At 48.6% G+C, this 18,625-nt stretch carries 11 protein-coding genes; 8 read left to right on the top strand and 3 right to left on the bottom strand.

What is annotated here, in order from left to right; genetic code table 11:
- Window positions 1-35: 35 nt before the first annotated feature.
- Together MYF79_RS01710 and MYF79_RS01705 are read left to right on the top strand one after the other, a co-directional pair.
- Window positions 36-6,149 carry a HAMP domain-containing protein gene (locus MYF79_RS01710; protein WP_247812268.1) on the top strand — a complete coding sequence of 2,038 codons (6,114 nt, stop codon included), beginning with the start codon at window positions 36-38 and terminating at the stop codon, window positions 6,147-6,149.
- A 31-nt stretch (window positions 6,150-6,180) separates the two neighbouring features.
- Window positions 6,181-7,455, top strand: a complete 1,275-nt coding sequence (locus tag MYF79_RS01705) for a sensor histidine kinase (protein ID WP_247812267.1) — start codon at window positions 6,181-6,183, stop codon at window positions 7,453-7,455.
- A 74-nt stretch (window positions 7,456-7,529) separates the two neighbouring features.
- Here MYF79_RS01705 and MYF79_RS01700 read toward each other — a convergent pair whose 3' ends face one another.
- Complete coding sequence (locus MYF79_RS01700) at window positions 7,530-9,953, bottom strand: glycoside hydrolase family 3 N-terminal domain-containing protein (RefSeq protein ID WP_247812266.1); 2,424 nt, start codon at window positions 9,951-9,953, stop codon at window positions 7,530-7,532.
- A 216-nt stretch (window positions 9,954-10,169) separates the two neighbouring features.
- On the opposite strand from MYF79_RS01700, the gene MYF79_RS01695 reads away from it, so the two are divergent.
- The 6 genes from MYF79_RS01695 (at window position 10,170) to MYF79_RS01670 (ending at window position 15,665) form a co-directional block, all read left to right on the top strand.
- Window positions 10,170-11,276, top strand: a complete 1,107-nt coding sequence (locus tag MYF79_RS01695; RefSeq protein WP_247812265.1) for a Fic family protein — start codon at window positions 10,170-10,172, stop codon at window positions 11,274-11,276.
- Window positions 11,277-11,380: 104 nt separating this feature from the next.
- Window positions 11,381-12,034, top strand: a complete 654-nt coding sequence (locus tag MYF79_RS01690; protein ID WP_247812264.1) for a hydrolase — start codon at window positions 11,381-11,383, stop codon at window positions 12,032-12,034.
- A gap of 151 nt (window positions 12,035-12,185) precedes the next feature.
- Window positions 12,186-14,078 (top strand): amidohydrolase, encoded by a 1,893-nt coding sequence (locus tag MYF79_RS01685; RefSeq protein ID WP_247812263.1) that lies wholly within the window; start codon window positions 12,186-12,188, stop codon window positions 14,076-14,078.
- 15 nt (window positions 14,079-14,093) lie between these two features.
- Complete coding sequence (locus MYF79_RS01680) at window positions 14,094-14,528, top strand: DoxX family protein (RefSeq protein WP_247812262.1); 435 nt, start codon at window positions 14,094-14,096, stop codon at window positions 14,526-14,528.
- 12 nt (window positions 14,529-14,540) lie between these two features.
- Window positions 14,541-15,014 (top strand): Dps family protein, encoded by a 474-nt coding sequence (locus tag MYF79_RS01675; RefSeq protein ID WP_247812261.1) that lies wholly within the window; start codon window positions 14,541-14,543, stop codon window positions 15,012-15,014.
- Window positions 15,015-15,020: 6 nt separating this feature from the next.
- Window positions 15,021-15,665 (top strand): YoaK family protein, encoded by a 645-nt coding sequence (locus MYF79_RS01670; protein ID WP_247812260.1) that lies wholly within the window; start codon window positions 15,021-15,023, stop codon window positions 15,663-15,665.
- A gap of 110 nt (window positions 15,666-15,775) precedes the next feature.
- Here MYF79_RS01670 and MYF79_RS01665 read toward each other — a convergent pair whose 3' ends face one another.
- Window positions 15,776-17,692, bottom strand: a complete 1,917-nt coding sequence (locus MYF79_RS01665) for an SPFH domain-containing protein (protein ID WP_247812259.1) — start codon at window positions 17,690-17,692, stop codon at window positions 15,776-15,778.
- Window positions 17,693-18,191: 499 nt separating this feature from the next.
- Complete coding sequence (locus MYF79_RS01660) at window positions 18,192-18,596, bottom strand: VOC family protein (RefSeq protein ID WP_247812258.1); 405 nt, start codon at window positions 18,594-18,596, stop codon at window positions 18,192-18,194.
- Between the last annotated feature and the right edge of the window lie 29 nt (window positions 18,597-18,625).

Below are 18,625 nucleotides of genomic sequence, written 5' to 3'. Positions count from 1 at the left end.
GATTTATATACATCGCTTCAGCTAACACCTTTATCATGAACACGCGGAGAAAAAGTCCCGATAATACTGCTTTGTCTGAAAAGGGTGTGGAAAAAAGTCCACAAACTTCCACAACAAAAAATAAGAGACAAGCAAAGCAAATCCTTGCGCCTGTAGCCGACGAATTAGATTTACGTCAGCTGTTCCAGGTGTTGTCTGAAGTTAGAAGTGGCAACTTCTCGGCCAGAATGCCGGCAGATAGCATTGGTCTAAGCGGCAAGATCTGTGATACGGTCAATGAGATCATTTCCCTGAATGAAACACTGGTAGAAGAACTGACCCTGGCGCGGAATACCATCGGGAAGATGGGACGTCTGAACCACCGGGTGGTAATGCCCCGTACTGCAAAAGGCTCCTGGGATACCGCAGTGGTTTCTATCAATACATTGATCTCGGATCTTGTACATCCTACCATCGAAATAGCGCATGTAATCAGTTCTGTGGCGAAAGGGAATCTTTCCCAGGAAATGCCGCTGCAGATAGAAGGCCACGTATTGCAGGGGGAATTTGCCCGCATTGCCACTGAGGTGAACGGGATGGTGAAACAGCTGAACCTCTTCTCCCGCGAGGTAACGCGTGTGGCCCGTGAGGTAGGCTCTGAAGGTAAACTGGGAGGGCAGGCGAAAGTAAAAGACGTAGCGGGTGTATGGAAAGACCTTACCGACTCTGTGAACCAGATGGCGGGCAACCTGACCGCACAGGTGCGTAATATTGCTGATGTGACAACGGCGGTGGCGAAAGGAGACCTTTCCAAGAAAATTACGGTAGACGTACAGGGAGAGATCCTGGAACTGAAAGATACGATCAATACCATGGTGGACCAGCTGAACTCCTTCTCTTCCGAAGTAACGCGTGTGGCGCGTGAGGTAGGTACGGATGGTAAGCTGGGTGGCCAGGCAGAAGTAAAAGGGGTGGCAGGTACCTGGAAGGACCTTACTGATTCTGTGAACCAGATGGCGTCCAACCTGACCGGCCAGGTACGTAACATCGCAGAGGTAACAACCGCGGTAGCGAGGGGTGACCTGTCGCGCAAGATCACGGTGGATGTACGCGGAGAGATCCTCGAGCTGAAAAACACCATGAACACGATGGTGGACCAGCTGAACTCTTTTTCTGCCGAGGTAACGCGTGTGGCGCGTGAGGTAGGTTCCGAAGGTAAGCTGGGAGGCCAGGCAACGGTAAAAGGTGTAGGTGGTGTGTGGAAAGACCTGACGGATTCTGTGAACCAGATGGCGGGCAACCTGACGGCGCAGGTGCGTAACATCGCAGACGTAACAACTGCGGTGGCGAAAGGTGACCTCTCGCGTAAGATCACGGTGGATGTGAAGGGAGAGATCCTGGAACTGAAAAATACCATCAATACCATGGTGGATCAGCTGAACTCCTTCGCTTCCGAGGTAACGCGTGTGGCCCTGGAAGTAGGTACGGAAGGTAAGCTGGGTGGCCAGGCGAAAGTGCAGGGTGTGGGTGGTACCTGGAAAGACCTTACTGATTCTGTGAACCAGATGGCATCCAACCTGACGGCCCAGGTGCGTAACATCGCTGAAGTAACGACAGCGGTGGCGAATGGTGACCTTTCCAAGAAGATCACCGTGAACGTAGAGGGAGAGATCCTGGAACTGAAAAAGACCATCAATACCATGGTGGACCAGCTGAACTCTTTCGCTTCCGAGGTGACGCGTGTGGCCCTGGAAGTAGGTACAGAAGGTAAGCTGGGCGGCCAGGCGAAAGTGCAGGGTGTGGGTGGTACCTGGAAAGACCTGACAGAATCGGTGAACCAGATGGGATCTAACCTGACAGCCCAGGTGCGTAACATTGCCGAGGTAACGACGGCGGTAGCGAAAGGTGACCTCTCGCGTAAGATCACTGTGGACGTAAAGGGAGAGATCCTGGAACTGAAAAATACCATCAATACCATGGTGGACCAGCTGAACTCATTCGGTTCAGAGGTGTTCCGTGTGGCGCGTGAAGTAGGTTCTGAAGGAAAGCTTGGCGGGCAGGCAGATGTACCGGGTGTGGAGGGCTTATGGAAAGACCTGACAGACTCAGTGAACATCATGGCGTCCAACCTGACATCACAGGTACGTAACATTGCCGAGGTAACAACGGCGGTGGCAAATGGTGACCTGTCGCGTAAAATTGAAGTAGACGTAAAAGGAGAGATCCTGGAACTGAAAAATACCATCAATACCATGGTGGAACAGCTGCGCGCCTTTGCCTCCGAGGTAACGCGTGTGGCGCGTGAGGTAGGTACGGACGGTAAACTGGGTGGCCAGGCGTTCGTACCGGGCGTAGGTGGTACCTGGAAAGACCTTACCGACTCTGTAAACCAGATGGCGGGCAACCTGACGGCCCAGGTGCGTAACATTGCCGATGTGGCCATTGCCGTGGCAAACGGAGATATGTCCCGTAAGATCACGGTGGATGTGCGTGGAGAGATCCTGCAGCTGAAAGAGACCCTGAATACCATGGTGGACCAGCTCCGAGCCTTCGCCTCCGAGGTAACGCGTGTGGCACGTGAGGTAGGTACAGATGGTAAACTGGGTGGCCAGGCATTCGTACCGGGTGTGGCGGGTACCTGGAAAGACCTGACGGATTCGGTGAACCAGATGACGGGTAACCTGACCTCGCAGGTGCGTAACATTGCAGAGGTAACGAAGGCCGTGGCCTCCGGCGACTTGTCCAAGAAAGTAACGATAGACGTTAAAGGAGAGATCCTTGATCTGAAAAATACCATCAACACGATGGTGGACCAGCTGAACTCCTTCGCGTTCGAGGTGACCCGTGTGGCGCGTGAGGTGGGTACAGAAGGTAAGCTGGGTGGCCAGGCGGAAGTACAGGGTGTGGGTGGTACCTGGAAGGACCTGACCGACTCTGTGAATATGATGGCCTCCAACCTGACCAACCAGGTGCGTGGTATCGCCAAGGTGGTAACTGCCGTGGCTACCGGTAACCTGAAACAGAAATTGTCCATCGTATCGCGTGGGGAGGTAGCCCAGTTGACGGAAACGATCAATGAAATGATCGATACGCTGGCCTTGTTTGCCGACCAGGTAACGACGGTGGCCCGTGAAGTGGGTGTGGAAGGACGATTGGGCGGCCAGGCGAGCGTGCCAGGCGCCTCCGGTATCTGGAAGAACCTGACGGAGAACGTAAACCAGCTGGCGGAAAACCTGACCACCCAGGTACGTGCCATCTCGGCGGTAGCATCTGCGGTAACAAAAGGTGACCTGACCCAGATGATCCGTGTGGAAGCGAAAGGTGAGGTAGAAGAATTGAAGGATACCATCAACCAGATGATCGCCAACCTGAAAGAAACAACCCTGCGTAACCAGGAACAGGACTGGCTGAAATCCAACCTGGCCAAGTTCACACAGATGCTGCAGGGACAGAAAGACCTGAACACGGTAACCCGCCGTATCCTTTCCGAGCTGGCGCAGGTGGTGAACGCACAGAAAGGTATGTTCTACATCCTGGAGCAGGAAGAGAACCTGGTAAATCCGAAACTGAAATTATTTGCAGCATATGCTTATGGCAGCGAGGTCGGCATGTCCCGCGAGTTTGCGCTCGGACAGGGCCTGGTAGGGCAATGTGCGGTGGAGAAAGAGCGCATCCTGCTGACCAATGTACCTTCTAATTATATTAAGATCAGTTCCGGCCTGGGAGAAGCTGCGCCGGTAAACCTGATCGTACTGCCCGTACTATTTGAGACGCAGATCAAGGCGGTGATAGAGCTGGCATCCTTCGATACATTCAGCCAGACGCACCTGGACTTCCTCAGCCAGCTGACGGAAAGTATCGGTATCGTGTTGAACACGATCGAGGCAAACTCCAGGACGGAAGATCTGCTGGAACAGTCCCAGTCACTGGCAGATGAATTAAGACGTACCAACGAAGAGCTCCAGGATAAAGCCCACCTGCTGGTGAAACAGAAAGAGGAAGTGGAAGAGAAGAACAAAGAGGTGGAAGAAGCAAGGAAATCGCTGGAAGAAAAAGCAGAACAGCTGCAGCTTACATCCAAGTATAAATCTGAGTTCCTGGCCAATATGTCGCACGAGCTGCGTACGCCGTTGAACTCCCTGCTGATCCTTGCGCAACAGCTATATGAGAACCATGACGGTAACCTGAATGAAAAGCAGGTGCGTTATGCAAAGACCATCCATAGTTGTGGCGATGACCTGATCCAGCTGATCAATGATATTCTTGACCTGTCGAAGATCGAATCCGGTTACATCTCCACAGACTTCATCAAGGTACGTTTCAGCGAGGTGATATCTTTTGTGGAGACTACATTCAAACACGTGTCAGAAAGCAAGAACCTGCGTTTCCGGATCGATATGGACGACCAGTTGCCGGCATCCCTGGAAACGGACGTACAGCGTCTGAACCAGATCCTGAAAAACCTGCTCTCCAATGCGTTTAAGTTCACTGAAAAAGGTGAAGTGAAGCTCCGCATCTATGAAGCGAAACGTAACTGGCGTATGATCAGCGAAAGCCTGGAAAGTGCCGACAGAGTGGTGGCCTTCGAGATCAGGGATACGGGAATAGGGATTTCGAAAGATAAGCAGAACATTATCTTCGAGGCATTCCAGCAGGCAGAGGGTTCTACCAGCCGTAAATATGGAGGTACCGGCCTCGGATTGTCCATCAGCCGTGGCCTGGCAGACCTGTTGGGTGGTTCCATTGAACTGGAAAGTGAAGCAGGCCGGGGCAGTACTTTTACATTGTTCCTGCCGCTGCAATACAATCCTGCCACCATCAGAAGGGAAAAACAAAGCAGCCTGACAGTAGGGCAATACCAGTTGCCTGACGGATATGACGCTACACTCATCCAGACTTTACCGGTAGTGAAGGTCCCTGAAACAAAAGATCTGGACGGATTGAATGAGATCATCAATGAAATAGGCGATGACCGTACACATATTGTCGATACAGACAAAGTAGTACTGATAGTGGAAGATGATGTGCGTTTCGCCAAGATCATGCTGGAGAAGGCGCATGAGATGGGCCTGAAAGTAGTAGTGGCTACCAGTTTCGGAGATGTGTTCGACCTGACGAATAAATATAATCCGATAGCCGTAACATTGGATGTTAAACTACCTGATGCAAGCGGGTGGAGGGTATTGGATCTCTTTAAAAATGATATTAATCTGCGGCACATTCCTATTCACCTGATATCCGGAGAAGAGAACCGATTGCTGGCAATGCACCGTGGCGCAAGGAGCTTTAGCCTGAAACCATTGAAGGCCGAAGCATTAAATATATTGTTTGCCAACATCCTGGATCATGACAGTCGGAAAACGAAAAGGGTACTGGTTGTGGAAGATAATGAACCGGATGCCTCACAGATAGCCAGGATACTGGGGAATGGTGATCTGATCGAGATGGATTTTGTTGAAAACGGGAAAGCAGCGATCGATCGCATGAATAATACAGTATATGATTGTATCATTGCAGATTACATGCTGCCGGATATTGACGGTGCGGAATTCGTAGCCAACATGAATACGGTGAACCGGCACAATGCAACGCCAGTGATCGTATATTCAGCAAAGGATTTTTCAACCAGTGAAAAGTCAAAACTGAAACAGTATGCCAATAAAATACTGTTGAAAGGCGTTAATTCCCTTGACCTGTTGCTGGAAGAAACAGTGATGCAGCTGCATCTTAATCATCAGTCCCTGTTACCGGAAAAGAGGAAGTTAATTGAAGATCTCCGTTCTCAGAAAGATGTACTGATCCATAAGAATGTACTGGTTGTAGATGACGACGTTCGTAATCTGTTTGCATTGACCACTGCATTTGAAAGATTCCATATTAATACGATCACGGCGGAAAGTGGTAAGGAGGCAATGAATATTCTTAGCGAAAACAGTGATATTGATATCGTATTGATGGATATTATGATGCCTGAAATGGATGGTTATGAAACAATGCAGAAGATCAGGAGAGAGCATAAGAACAGTGCATTGCCTATTATTGCTGTAACGGCTAAAGCTATGAAGGGCGACAGGGAGAAATGCCTGGAAGCCGGGGCGTCTGATTATATCACAAAACCGTTAAAAATTGATCAATTGCTGTCGCTCATGCGTGTATGGCTGTACAGATAGTTTTAAAGTACTCATTTGAAAATCGAACAACTTGCAGGACCAGGGTTTAATTAAAATATTGGTTGTCGACGACCGGCCGGATAATCTATTATCTATAGAATCTATCCTGGAAAGGGAAAGCTATACCATCGTAAAAGCCAATTCTGGCAGGGCTGCCTTAAAGATCCTCTTAAAGGAATTCGATTTCTCATTGATACTGATGGATGTGCAGATGCCTGATATGAACGGTTTTGAAACAGCTGCACTTATCTACCAGCGGGATAAACTGAAAGAGATACCGATCATCTTTATTACGGCGCACAGCCATGAAGAGGATACCATTTTTAAAGGCTACCGGGTAGGGGCGGTAGACTTCATCTATAAACCTGTCAATCCTGAGTTATTGCGTATAAAGGTGGGCCTGTTCGTAGAGCTGTACCGTAAAACGCAATCTCTCATTGCACAGGAACAGAAGTTGCTGCTGGCCAATGCTTCCCTGCAACGGGAAGTAGTGGAAAGAGAGGCTTCCGAACTTAAAGTGCGGGAGCTGAACAGGCAATTGCTGCAGAATAACCTGCATCTGAAAGCAGTAAATGAAGAACTGGACCGGTTTGCCTACATCGCTTCTCATGACCTGCAGGAACCTTTGCGTAAGATCAGGGTATTCAGCGATATGATCCTGCAAAAGAAAAGTGGCGAAGCAGAAGTGGATAAGTATGTGCAGAAGATCACGAATGCAACTATCCGCATGCAACAACTGGTGAGCGATCTGTTGCGGTTTTCCCGTCATTCTATACAGGGGGGCGATTTCATGTTTTGCGATCTGAATGACATTGTAAAAGAAGCGCTGACAGAGCTGGAGATCAAGATCCAGCAAACCAATGCCAGGATCCAGATTGATACCCTGCCCTCATTACAGGTGATACCTACCCTGATGCGGCAGGTATTCTATAACCTCATCAGCAATGCATTGAAGTTCCGGAAAAAAGAAGTGGCGCCTGAAGTGCATATTTATGCAGAAATGGTGAGCTCACCGGATCATCAGTATCTGAAGGAGAGGAACAATGGGAATTACTATAAGATCTTTGTGACCGATAATGGTATTGGTTTTGAAAATCAGTATGTAGAAGATATTTTCGTTGTGTTCAAGCGATTGCACAGTTATCATGAAATAGAGGGGACGGGCATCGGCTTGTCTATCTGTAAAAAGATCATGGAACAGCACAACGGATTTATTACAGCAACGAGTGTGATTGACAATGGCGCTACCTTCATCATTGGTATTCCCGAGCAGCAACAGCTGCCTGTAAACATTGGTGTCATGTAGAAATAGTCATAAACAACAATAGCCATCCCGTTTTGTACAGGATGGCTATTTTTATGTTTGTTAAATGCCAGTGATCAATATTTACACAATACCTGTTGTTTTACCTCAAAGCTGCCGTTTAAACGGATGTCTTCAGAGGAGGCGCCTACCATTACGGAGAAGGCACCAGGTTCTACCACCCATTTCATATCGACGTTCAGCAGTTTCAGATCGTCAGGTAACAATTCAAAGGTAACTTCCTGTTGTTCGCCTGCTGCCAGATGTATGCGTTTGAATTTCTTCAGTTGTTTTACCGCAGTAACAACAGAACTGGCATCATCGCGTATGTATAACTGGGCAACTTCGTCGCCGGCTACCTTGCTGGTATTCTTCAGGGTAAAGCTGACAGACACTTTCAGGTTATTGCCTGATGCCTGTACGTTAGTCTTCAGGTTTTGATAGTCGAAAGTAGCATAGCTTAAACCATGGCCAAAGCTGTATAAAGGTTTCGCGTCCATTTCTACATAGGCATGTCTTGATGCATGTTTGTAATTGTAGTACACCGGCAATTGTCCTACGGACTTAGGAATGGAAACAGGCAAACGACCGGCAGGGTTATAATCGCCAAAGAGCACATCTGCCACTGCATTCCCACCTTCCTGGCCAGGGTACCATGCATTCACAATGGCAGGTACATGCTGTGCCGCCCAGTTGATATTCAGCGGGCGGCCTTCGATCAGGACCAGTACCACCGGTTTGCCGGTAGCAACAATGCGTTCCAGCAGGCGGGATTGTAAGCCCATCAGGTCAAGGCTTACCCTGTCATATCCTTCTCCGCTTTCCATATCGCTCACCGCTACTTCTGCCGACTTCACCTCTGCGGCGCCGGTGCTCTGGTAAGAGGTCTCAAAATCACGTGCACTGGACCCACCCAGTACCAGCACTACCGCATCTGCCTGTTGAGCGGCTGCCACTGCTTCATTGATAGTGGCATGCGCCGTATCGCGGATGGCGCAACCTTTTACATAGGTCACTTTAGTATCGGGCGATACTTTGGCTTTAATACCTTCCAGTACGGTCACTATTTTTTCCTGTGGCTGCGGAGCGGTATAATCGCCCAGCTGGTTGTAAATGTTATCCGCATTCGGGCCGATCACGGCCAGGTTTTTAATGGTCTTATTTAGCGGCAGGAGCCCGTTTTCGTTCTTCATCAGCACGATGGATTCGGCTGCCACACGTTTTGCCAGTGCTTTATTTTCGGCAGTACCTACTGATCTTTCCGCAACGTCTGCATCAACGTACGGATGCTCGAACAATCCCATGGCAAATTTCAATCTGAGCACATGCGCTACGGCAGTATCAATGGTGGCCATGCTTACCTTTTTGTTATTTACGGCCTTCATTAAAGCATCGCCATATGCTTCACCGCCGAGGTCTGCATCCAGACCTGCGTTAATAGACAGCGCAGCTGCTTCTTCCATGGTGGCAGCAACATGATGGTTGGAACGTACACCGGGAATACCACCGAGGTCAGAAACGGTAAAGCCTCTGAAGCCCCATTGTTTTACCAGCACATCTTTCAGCAGGAAACTATTGGAACTGCAGGGGATGCCGTCAATCGAGTTGTAGGAAGCCATGATGGACAGCGCGCCAGCCTTGATAGCCGCCTGGAAAGGAGGCAGGTAGGATGAATACAGGTCTCTCAGACCGGTAAGTGCGATGCCGCCGTTATGGCCGCCTTCAGGAGAACCATATGCGGTAAAATGCTTCAGTGTAGAGATGACATTGCTACCGGAGTTGATATTACTGCCCTGGAAGCCCTTTACCATAGAGAGACCCATCTGGCTGATCAGGTAGGGGTCTTCTCCATATGTTTCTTCCAGCCTGGACCAGCGGGGCTCACGCACGAGGTCCAGTACCGGGCCGTAGCCAATATGTGCACCCTGTACGCGTGCTTCTTTCGCGATGGCAGCCGCCATCTCCTGGATCAGGGCCGGATCCCATGTGCTGGCCTGACCGATAGAAGTGGAGAATACCGTGGTGCCGATGGCCATATGTCCATGGGGACATTCTTCTGCCAGCAGCAACGGTATACCCAGCCGGGTATTTTCCATCATATACTTTTGCAGGGCATTAGTAGCTTTTGCAGACAACTTTGGCGTCAGACCGGTCACCAGTGTCTTTTTCGTCCATGGATCGGCTCTTAAAGTAGCCCAGAAGCTACCGATATGCCTTTTGGTGATGACTGCCTTAAATGCTTCGCTGATGCCTACTGAGTCGCCATTCTTTTCATACATATCCCATCCCAGCAGGGTACATAATTGCCCTACTTTCTCTTCCAGCGTCATACGCTTCAGCAGATCTTTTACACGGGCGTCAACCGGCGCTGAAGGGTTTTTGTAAACAGCAGGGCTGGTATTTCCTTTCTTTACCTGCCCCTGGACTTGTGAGCCTAAGCCGACTACCATTATAAAAAGCATAAGATAGGTGCGGCTAATAGCGGTTTTGTTCATTCTCATTGGACCTGTTGATAAGATTCTATTATGTTAAGTTAATTGACAATCATTTGGTTAAAAGCGCTGTCAGTAAAAATAACAAGTACCGGGAGGAATTTCATAAGAATTTTGCCGGGTGGGGTTTGCGGAGATTGGAGGGCTTATTCTCCGCAAATTATGCGGAGAATGAGGCTCTCCTGCCATGAATAATACGTATATTCACCGCATAATTTGCGGAGAATGGTTGCCTATTTATATGAACTTAAAGATTGGCCGAACTTTCACTGGGTGCAGGAAACGCTTTCCGTGAAATTGGGTGCTGTGCGCCATCGGCAGGGGAAGATCATGGGGCATATGGAGGCATTAGGGTTTCCCCTCCAGGAGGAAGCTATGCTCGCCATCCTGACATTGGATATTGTGAAGACAAATGAGATAGAAGGAGAACTCCTAAACCCTGAACAGGTACGTTCATCGGTAGCCCGTAAGCTGGGAATGGATGTACCAGGACTTATTCCTTCAGACAGGCATATAGAGGGAGTGGTAGAGATGATGTTGGATGCTACCCTCCGGTATGATCTGCCACTTACTGAAGAACGCTTGTTTGACTGGCATGCTGCCATGTTTCCTACGGGAAGAAGTGGCATGTATAAAATTACTGTGGGGGACTGGCGGGACGACTCTAAAGGTCCTATGCAGGTTGTTTCCGGCGCCGCGGGGAAGGAACATGTACATTTTCAGGCGCCACATGCTGATATCGTATCCAGGGAGATGAAAATCTTTCTGGATTGGTTTAATGGCGATATCAATATTGATCCGGTGCTGAAAGCTGCTGTTGCCCACCTGTGGTTTTTGACGATCCACCCCTTCGCTGATGGCAACGGGCGGATTGCACGTGCTGTAGCCGATATGCAGCTGGCGCGTGCCGATCAGACCAGTCTTCGTTTTTACAGTATGTCTGCACAGATCAAGCGGGAAAGGAATGCCTATTATAAAATACTGGAGAAAACGCAGAAGGGAAGTCTTGATATAACAAGATGGCTGGAATGGTTTATTGATTGCCTGGAGCGTACGCTGATCGCTACCGAAGACATATTATCAGCAGTATTGAAAAAGGCCCGGTATTGGGATAAACATATGGCTGTTATATTGAATGAACGTCAGCGTTTAATGATAAATAAACTATTTGACGGATTTGAAGGCAACCTGACGTCTTCCAAGTGGGCAAAGATGACAAAATGCTCCCAGGATACTGCTTTGCGCGACATCCAGTATCTCATTGATAAAGGCATGCTACAGAAATCATCTTCAGCCGGGAAAAACACAAATTATGTTTTGAAAACAGATTAGCCCTGATCTTCGGTGAATTGTACAACATTTCTCTGCATCTGGCAATTGCGCCCCTCTCCCCTCCTTAATAACTTTGGATCTATTAATATACCAAATTATAGATCATGCCAAACGCCACGCAAATAGCTCAACCATCTGCAGAACTACTCAATCCCGACAATCATACACTTGTACTGATCGATTATGAAGGGCAAATGGGTTTTGCCACCAAGAGTATTGATATTACAGAGCTTCGTAATAATGTTGCCATTATTGCGGGCGCATCAAAGATCTTCAATGTTCCCACTGTTGTGACAACTGTAGCCGAGGAAAGTTTCAGTGGTCCGGTGTTCCTGGAGCTGGAAGCGGCCTATCCAAAAGCCAGTTCAGGTTACATAGACAGAACTTCCATGAATACATGGGAAGATGTTAATGCTTACAATGCTATTGTAGGGAAAGGAAAGAAAAAAATAGTGCTGGGCGGACTGTGGACCAGCGTATGCATTGTTGGACCTGCACTTTCTGCAATTGCGGCGGGGTATGAGGTGTATGTGATCACAGATGCCTGTGGCGACGTGTCCGTTGAAGCTCATGAAAGAGCAGTACAGCGTATGATACAGGCAGGTGCCAAGCCGGTTACTTCCATACAATACCTGCTTGAATTGCAACGCGACTGGGCAAGACAAGGTACTTATGAAGCAGTTACCACACTTATGAAGCAACACGGAGGTGGTTATGGCATCGGCATCCAGTATGCGCATACGATGTTAAAGCACTAGCAGAACAGACATTCTTAATAGCAGAGATCCTCTGCAGACAATACAGGGACAGGGCGTTTCAAAGACTGTGAGAGGAGTACGGTTTCCGTACTTCTCTTTCACAGTAGCTGTCCCTTATTCAGTTACACCAATGCACGTTAAATAAGCGTTCATGAAAGCAGATCTGATACTTTATAACGGGAGTATACATACAGTTGACCGGGATAACCCTGCTGCTACAGCGGTTGCCATCAAAGACGGCAAATTCGTAGCCGTCGGCGACGATATAAGCGTCATGAAAATGGCGGGCGAAGGCACTACATTAATAGATCTGAAAAGAAGACGTACTATTCCCGGTTTAAATGATTCCCATACACACCTGATACGTGGTGGCCTGAACTTCAACCTGGAATTACGCTGGGATGGTGTGCCCTCCCTGGCAGATGCCATGAGGATGCTGAAAGAACAGGTAGCCCGTACGCCTTCGCCGCAATGGGTACGCGTAGTAGGCGGCTGGAGCGAATTTCAGTTTGCCGAAAAGCGCATGCCCACGCTGGATGAGATCAACGCGGCAGCGCCGGATACGCCCGTTTTCATCCTGCACCTGTACGACAGGGCTTTGCTGAACAGGGCTGCATTAAGAGCGGTGGGATATACAAAAGATACACCCGATCCTCCGGGAGGAAAGATCCAGCGGGATGCAGGCGGGGAACCTACCGGCTTGTTGCTGGCCACGCCGAATGCCATGATCCTGTATTCTACACTGGCCAAAGGACCTAAGCTGTCTTACGAATACCAGGTGAATTCCAGCAGGCATTTCATGCGCGAAATGAACCGTTTTGGCATTACCAGTGTGATTGATGCGGGAGGCGGATACCAGAATTTCCCCGACGACTATAAAGTGATAGATGAACTGCACAAGCAGGGGCAGCTTACTGTACGTATTGCCTACAATCTGTTTACACAAAGGCCGAAACACGAAGAGGAAGATTTTGACAGTTGGATAAAATCTGTGAAAGTATACCAGGGCGACGATATGTACCGGCACAACGGTGCAGGAGAAATGCTGGTATTCTCTGCGGCGGATTTTGAATCTTTTGTACAGCCGCGTCCTGATCTTCCTGCTGTAATGGAAGAAGAGCTGGAAAGAGTGGTGCGCCTGCTGGTAAGCAATCGCTGGCCCTTCCGCCTGCACGCTACATACAATGAAAGCATCACCCGTTTCCTGAACGTGTTTGAAAAGGTGAACAGGGATATACCTTTCCAGGGTTTGCCCTGGATCTTTGACCATGCAGAGACGATCGATGAAAAGAATATAGAGCGGGTGAAAGCGCTGGGCGGAGGTATTGCCATCCAAAGCCGCATGGCTTACCAGGGAGAATATTTTACAGACAGATATGGTGAAGCAGCTGCAGCGCATACGCCGCCGGTTAAACGAATGCTGGAAATGGGCGTACCTGTGGGAGCAGGTAGTGACGCCACCCGTGTGTCCAGCTACAATCCCTGGGTAGGGCTATATTGGCTGAGTGCAGGAAGAACGGTAGGCGGTCTGCAACTATACCCCGATCAACAGCGCCTGAGCAGGGAGACCGCATTGGAACTGTACACCAGGGGTAGTGCCTGGTTCTCTAATGAACAGCAAAAGAAGGGCGCTATAAAGGTTGGCATGCTGGCAGATCTGACGGTGTTGGACAGTGACTATTTCACCGTAACGGAAGAAGAAATAAAGGGGATTGAAGCTGACCTGACCATTGTAGATGGCCGGATTGTATATGCCAAAGGCGATTTCAATCAGTGGGCGCCACCGCCCATCCCGATATTACCGGACTGGTCTCCCACAGCCATTTATAATGGCTATCATCCCGGCTCCAATAAGTTAGGCGCCAAGACCTATAAGTTCGCAGAAAAGGCCCCTGTAAATGACATCAGCGCTATGGTGCATCAATGTATAGGCAATTGTGGCGTGCATGGTCATGAACATGACAAAGCCCGCAGAAGTGATGTGCCGGTAAATAATTATACAGCTTTCTGGGGCGCATTGGGCTGCTCCTGTTTTGCTTTTTAAATCAATAACGAGAAGATGACAGACATACTGAAAGGTGTATTATACTCCGATATGGGAAGTGATATCAATAACTGGGCAATGTTTGTTTTCAGGATATTACTTGCATTGGAGTTGTTCAGGGTACACGGCCTGAAGAAATTCAGGCTGGAGAACGGACAGCGGGAACATGTACCTAACCCCTTACATCTTCCTGAGAAACTGAACGCCATGGTGGCGACACTATCTGATACCGTAGCGCCTTTCCTGGTCATGATCGGTATTGCTACACGATTGGTGGTGCTACCTGTCATCGGTGTGACGGCTATTGGTTATTTTGTAGTACACCGGCACGATAACGTTGAAGTAAGGGATGTTCCCTATATGTACACGCTTTGCTTCCTTTTCCTCTTGTGCGTGGGCGCCGGGACTATTTCAGCAGATCATTACATCTATTCACTATTAACACAATAAAATATTTTACAGATGGAGCCAAATATCGGTATCAAGAAAGATTACCTGTCGCAGATCTCGCACGAGCTGGCCAGGATACTGGCAGATGAATTCCTGTTGTATGCCAAGACCCGTAATGCGCACTGGAATGTAGAAGGTCCGGACTTTCATTCCAAGCATGTGTTTTTTGAGCAGCAGTATGAAGAACTGGATGAGATCATGGATGGTGTGGCAGAACGCATACGCTCCCTGGGCCATTATGCTCCTGCCACGCTCAAGGAATACCTTGCGTTGACACACCTGACTGAAAAAAGCCGTTCGGCAAATGATGGCGCAGGTTTTATCGGCGAGTTACTGTCTGATCATGAAAGCCTGATCATTCATTTGCGGGAGAATATCAACCGCTTTGCGAACGACTGGCATGACCAGGGCACGAGCGACTACATTACAGGTCTTATGGAACAACATGAAAAAATGGCCTGGATGTTAAGAGCACATTTAAGATAACAGACTATGGACGAAAAGAAGAATATTGCCTACATCAGCATATGCCTGGCCTTTGCTGCGGGCTTTTGCGATGCAGCTACCTTTACTGCGGCAGACGAATTATTTTCTGCGCACGTGACCGGCAACTTCGTTGTATTTGCGTATGACCTCATCAGGGGCGCTGAAGCAAAGTCCTGGTTGAAATTACTTTCCTTCCCGGTATTCACCGCGGCTGTTATTGCAGCCGGATGGTTTGCGCCAAAACTGAAAAGCGGTTATACGCTGCTGCTGGTAGAAGGTGCGATCCTGCTGGTAGCGGGGGGACTCGATATTGCTTTTGGCAGACCGGGTAGTGCATGGAGTGCAGTAATGCCTTATATAGTGGTGCTGGCTATGGGCATTCAGAATGCATTCGGGCGCCTGTACGCTACTGCAGCGTATGCACCAACTACGATGATGACGGGTAATGTAACGCAGCTGACGCTGGACATTGCAAAAATACTGATGCCGGGTGTATGGAACAGCGATCACCGGCCGGCATTTGCGAAACAGTTCATTGTTATTGGGGGCTTCCTGGCTGGTTGCCTGGCAGGTGCATTCCTGGCGGCTCATTTTGGAATGTGGACGGTAGCATTGCCTGGCGTATTGCTGCTATTGCTTTTCTTTATATGAATTTTTGCTCTCCGGCAGATAAACTAACGACAGTATAACTGTCCGAACAGGAATGGAAAAGGGCCGGTCTTCGTGATCGGCCCTTCATTGCATGTAAATGGATGAAAGGGTTATTTACTTTCTTCTCTGGATGCTTCCTGTTTGTTGCCCAGCTGCTCCAGCAGTTTTAGTCCCAGCAGACCGCTGATAGAACCGTTGGTACTGTCACCACCTCCGATGAGGATGTCAGGCATGATCTTGATATGCTGTTCACCGATGGCTTCCATCACCTTCAGCTGGGTAAAGTTGTTACCACCCATTGCTTCCACGGCCAGTTTATAGGATTCGGCGCTGGACTTACCAATAGCAAGGATCTTCTCTGCTTCTGCATTACCTGTCAGTGAGATCTTTTCGGCATCGGCTTTTGCGATCAGCTCTGTTCTTTCGGCCTCCGCCTTTGCCAGTACGCGTACTTTTTCTGCCTCACCGCTTGCCAGCAGTTTCATTCTGTCAGCTTCCGCATTCGCCTGCAGACGCACGCTATTGGCATCACCAGTGGCTTTCTTAACAGCAGCGTCAGCGATCCTTTCAGCGATCAGTACACCCTGGTCAGCCTTAACGATCTCTTTCTGGATTTCAGCAATAGCCGTTTCTTTTTCGAGTGCCTGCCTGGTTTCCTGTGCACGCATCTGCGTGTCGTAGGTTACCTTCTGCTCTTCGGCCAGTTTACGGTCTGTCAGAGTTTTCATCAGGCTTTCAGGAGGTACGATATCACCGATCAGTGTATCCACACCGAATACGTTGTATTGTTCCAGTACCCTGCCAATGTGTAATTTGGCAGATTCCTGTCTTTCCTTACGGCTCTTCAGGAAGTCGATCACCTCAGCATCCTGTGCGGAGTTACGGAAGTAGTTACCGATGGTAGGTTCCAAGACCTGTGTAACAAGGTTCCCCATATTACCGAAACGGGCAATTACTTTAGGCGCTTCGGTAGACGGAATATGAATGATCTGTGCTACGTCCAGGTTGAAGGTAAAACCGTCCTTACTACGTACGGTGATAGTAGACAGGTTCTTATCCAGCTGGTGCGCTTCGCTCCGTGCAGAAGCCCAGTTCAGCACCAGGTTGGTAGTGGGTACGTATTCCACCTTCATGATATATGGGTTGATAGGATATTTACCTGGTCCCAATGGGTCAGCCCATACACCCTTATGGTTTTTTGCAACGATATTACCATGTTTGAACTCTATACCACTGAGGTCCTCTCCATCACTACCCACATAGGAGATCACGACACCCACATGGCTGATCGGTATCTCTGTCATCTGCCGCATCTCTACTTTGGCAAACCAGGGGTTCAGGAAGTAGGAACCGGACAGGATCACCTGCTCCTGCAGACCTTTATAACCGCCATTGTTCAGGAATGCGTCTGCATTCTGGAAGTTGTTATGGTCAGGGATAGTCTTACCTGCAATCTGGCCGGCTTCGATGGCCTGGCCTTCCAGTGTGGTAACGATACCTACTGCGTTGTCAGGTACGGTGGTCATATCAGTAATTTCCACTTCAAAAAGGAATGTGTTGATACGATAAGAACCTGGTGTCATGATGGCCGTCTGCCGTCCTTTTTGTCCACCATTGTTAAGGAATGCTTCTGCGTTCTGATATGCATCGCAATCCACACGGCGGGCCATAACAGCCCCCGGTCTTAGTTCAGTACCGTCTTTTGCAAGTACGAGACCGATCTTACCGGTAGGGATGATGGTAAAGGACTGGAAAGTGACCTCGTATTGCCAGAACCACTTTCCGAAATAAACACCGGGCGCCAGTGTCTGTGCCTGGAAACCTGCTTCGCCATTTGTAGCGATGATGCGACCTTCCGGCAATTCCTGTTTACCAACCAGGACGAATTTTTTTGTAACAAGACCGAGCTTGTCTTCCGGTACTATAACAAGACCAAAGAAGACGCGAAGGATGTACTTGTAGAGAATAAGGCATAGTACGGGTAAGCCGATAATGACCAGCCACCTGAACACTTCAGATGTTTGCATAAATGTGTGGTGTTTATATGATATAGAAAATAGGATGCTGTTGACGCATATAGATGCATATATGCGAATTGATTGTACGAGTCCGTACAAGTGTACATAGCGTTGTTCTTACAGTTGTTGGCTGTAGTTAAACGTGTGCAGACAGTAAGCCTGTTAAAACTTTCCGTCGTTCATTTAACTAAATTCCGGGGGGAGAAGTGTTAAGAATGGTGAAGTGTAAGAAGTGCAGGTCTGCACGTATAGAGGAATCAGTGTCCATTGTAAATTTAATTACCATACAAAGGTTATAACAATTTTCTGAATTGCAAAAAAGATTCAAAAGAATGGCGTTAAAATGTACTGCAAAAACGGGCTGTTGTTATTTGATAATCATTCAGTTGGATGATGTGCATAAATATTTGAATATTGTTCGGGGCAATATGGGTGATGTCACTTAAATGCGGCTAGGTCCGGGCATTCAGTGTGGCTGTCTGCGAATACTTCTGTAGCTGTATTGTCTTTAAAAATATCGTGATCCCGCAGGCTGTATCAGGTCCCACATATTGCCATACAGGTCTTCAAAAACAGCGACTGTTCCATAGGGTTCCCGGACAGGTTGCCGGACGATTTTTACGCCCTTATCCTGCAGGTTTTGAAAGTCTCTTTCAAAGTCGTCGGTATAAAGGAACAGGAATACTCTTCCTCCGGTCTGATTGCCTATCCTGCTTTTCTGCTGTTCACCAACAGCTTGTGCCAGCAGCAGGAAGGTTCCGTCTGAACCCGGTGGTGCTACCAGCACCCATCTTTTGTTATCGCTCAGCGGGGTGTCTTCAATAAGGGTAAAGTGTAGTTTTTCGGTATAGAACCGGATAGCATCATCGTAATTGTCTACGACAAGCGTGATATGAGCGATCTTTTGTTTCATACTATAAATATATATCTTGAGACCATTAT

This window comes from Chitinophaga filiformis, from assembly GCF_023100805.1.
Classification (GTDB): domain Bacteria; phylum Bacteroidota; class Bacteroidia; order Chitinophagales; family Chitinophagaceae; genus Chitinophaga; species Chitinophaga filiformis_B.
The sequence above is the reverse complement of the archived record's forward strand: the minus strand, read 5'-3'. Positions and strand labels throughout refer to the sequence as shown.

Excerpts from the sequence above, each read along its gene's own strand:
- MYF79_RS01710 (WP_247812268.1), top strand. The coding sequence starts at position 36 with ATGAACACGCGGAGAAAAAGTCCCGATAATACTGCTTTGTCTGAAAAG.
- MYF79_RS01700 (WP_247812266.1), bottom strand. The coding sequence starts at position 9,953 with ATGAGAATGAACAAAACCGCTATTAGCCGCACCTATCTTATGCTTTTT.
- MYF79_RS01695 (WP_247812265.1), top strand. The coding sequence starts at position 10,170 with ATGGTTGCCTATTTATATGAACTTAAAGATTGGCCGAACTTTCACTGG.
- MYF79_RS01690 (WP_247812264.1), top strand. The coding sequence starts at position 11,381 with ATGCCAAACGCCACGCAAATAGCTCAACCATCTGCAGAACTACTCAAT.
- MYF79_RS01685 (WP_247812263.1), top strand. The coding sequence starts at position 12,186 with ATGAAAGCAGATCTGATACTTTATAACGGGAGTATACATACAGTTGAC.
- MYF79_RS01680 (WP_247812262.1), top strand. The coding sequence starts at position 14,094 with ATGACAGACATACTGAAAGGTGTATTATACTCCGATATGGGAAGTGAT.
- MYF79_RS01675 (WP_247812261.1), top strand. The coding sequence starts at position 14,541 with ATGGAGCCAAATATCGGTATCAAGAAAGATTACCTGTCGCAGATCTCG.
- MYF79_RS01670 (WP_247812260.1), top strand. The coding sequence starts at position 15,021 with ATGGACGAAAAGAAGAATATTGCCTACATCAGCATATGCCTGGCCTTT.
- MYF79_RS01665 (WP_247812259.1), bottom strand. The coding sequence starts at position 17,692 with ATGCAAACATCTGAAGTGTTCAGGTGGCTGGTCATTATCGGCTTACCC.
- MYF79_RS01660 (WP_247812258.1), bottom strand. The coding sequence starts at position 18,596 with ATGAAACAAAAGATCGCTCATATCACGCTTGTCGTAGACAATTACGAT.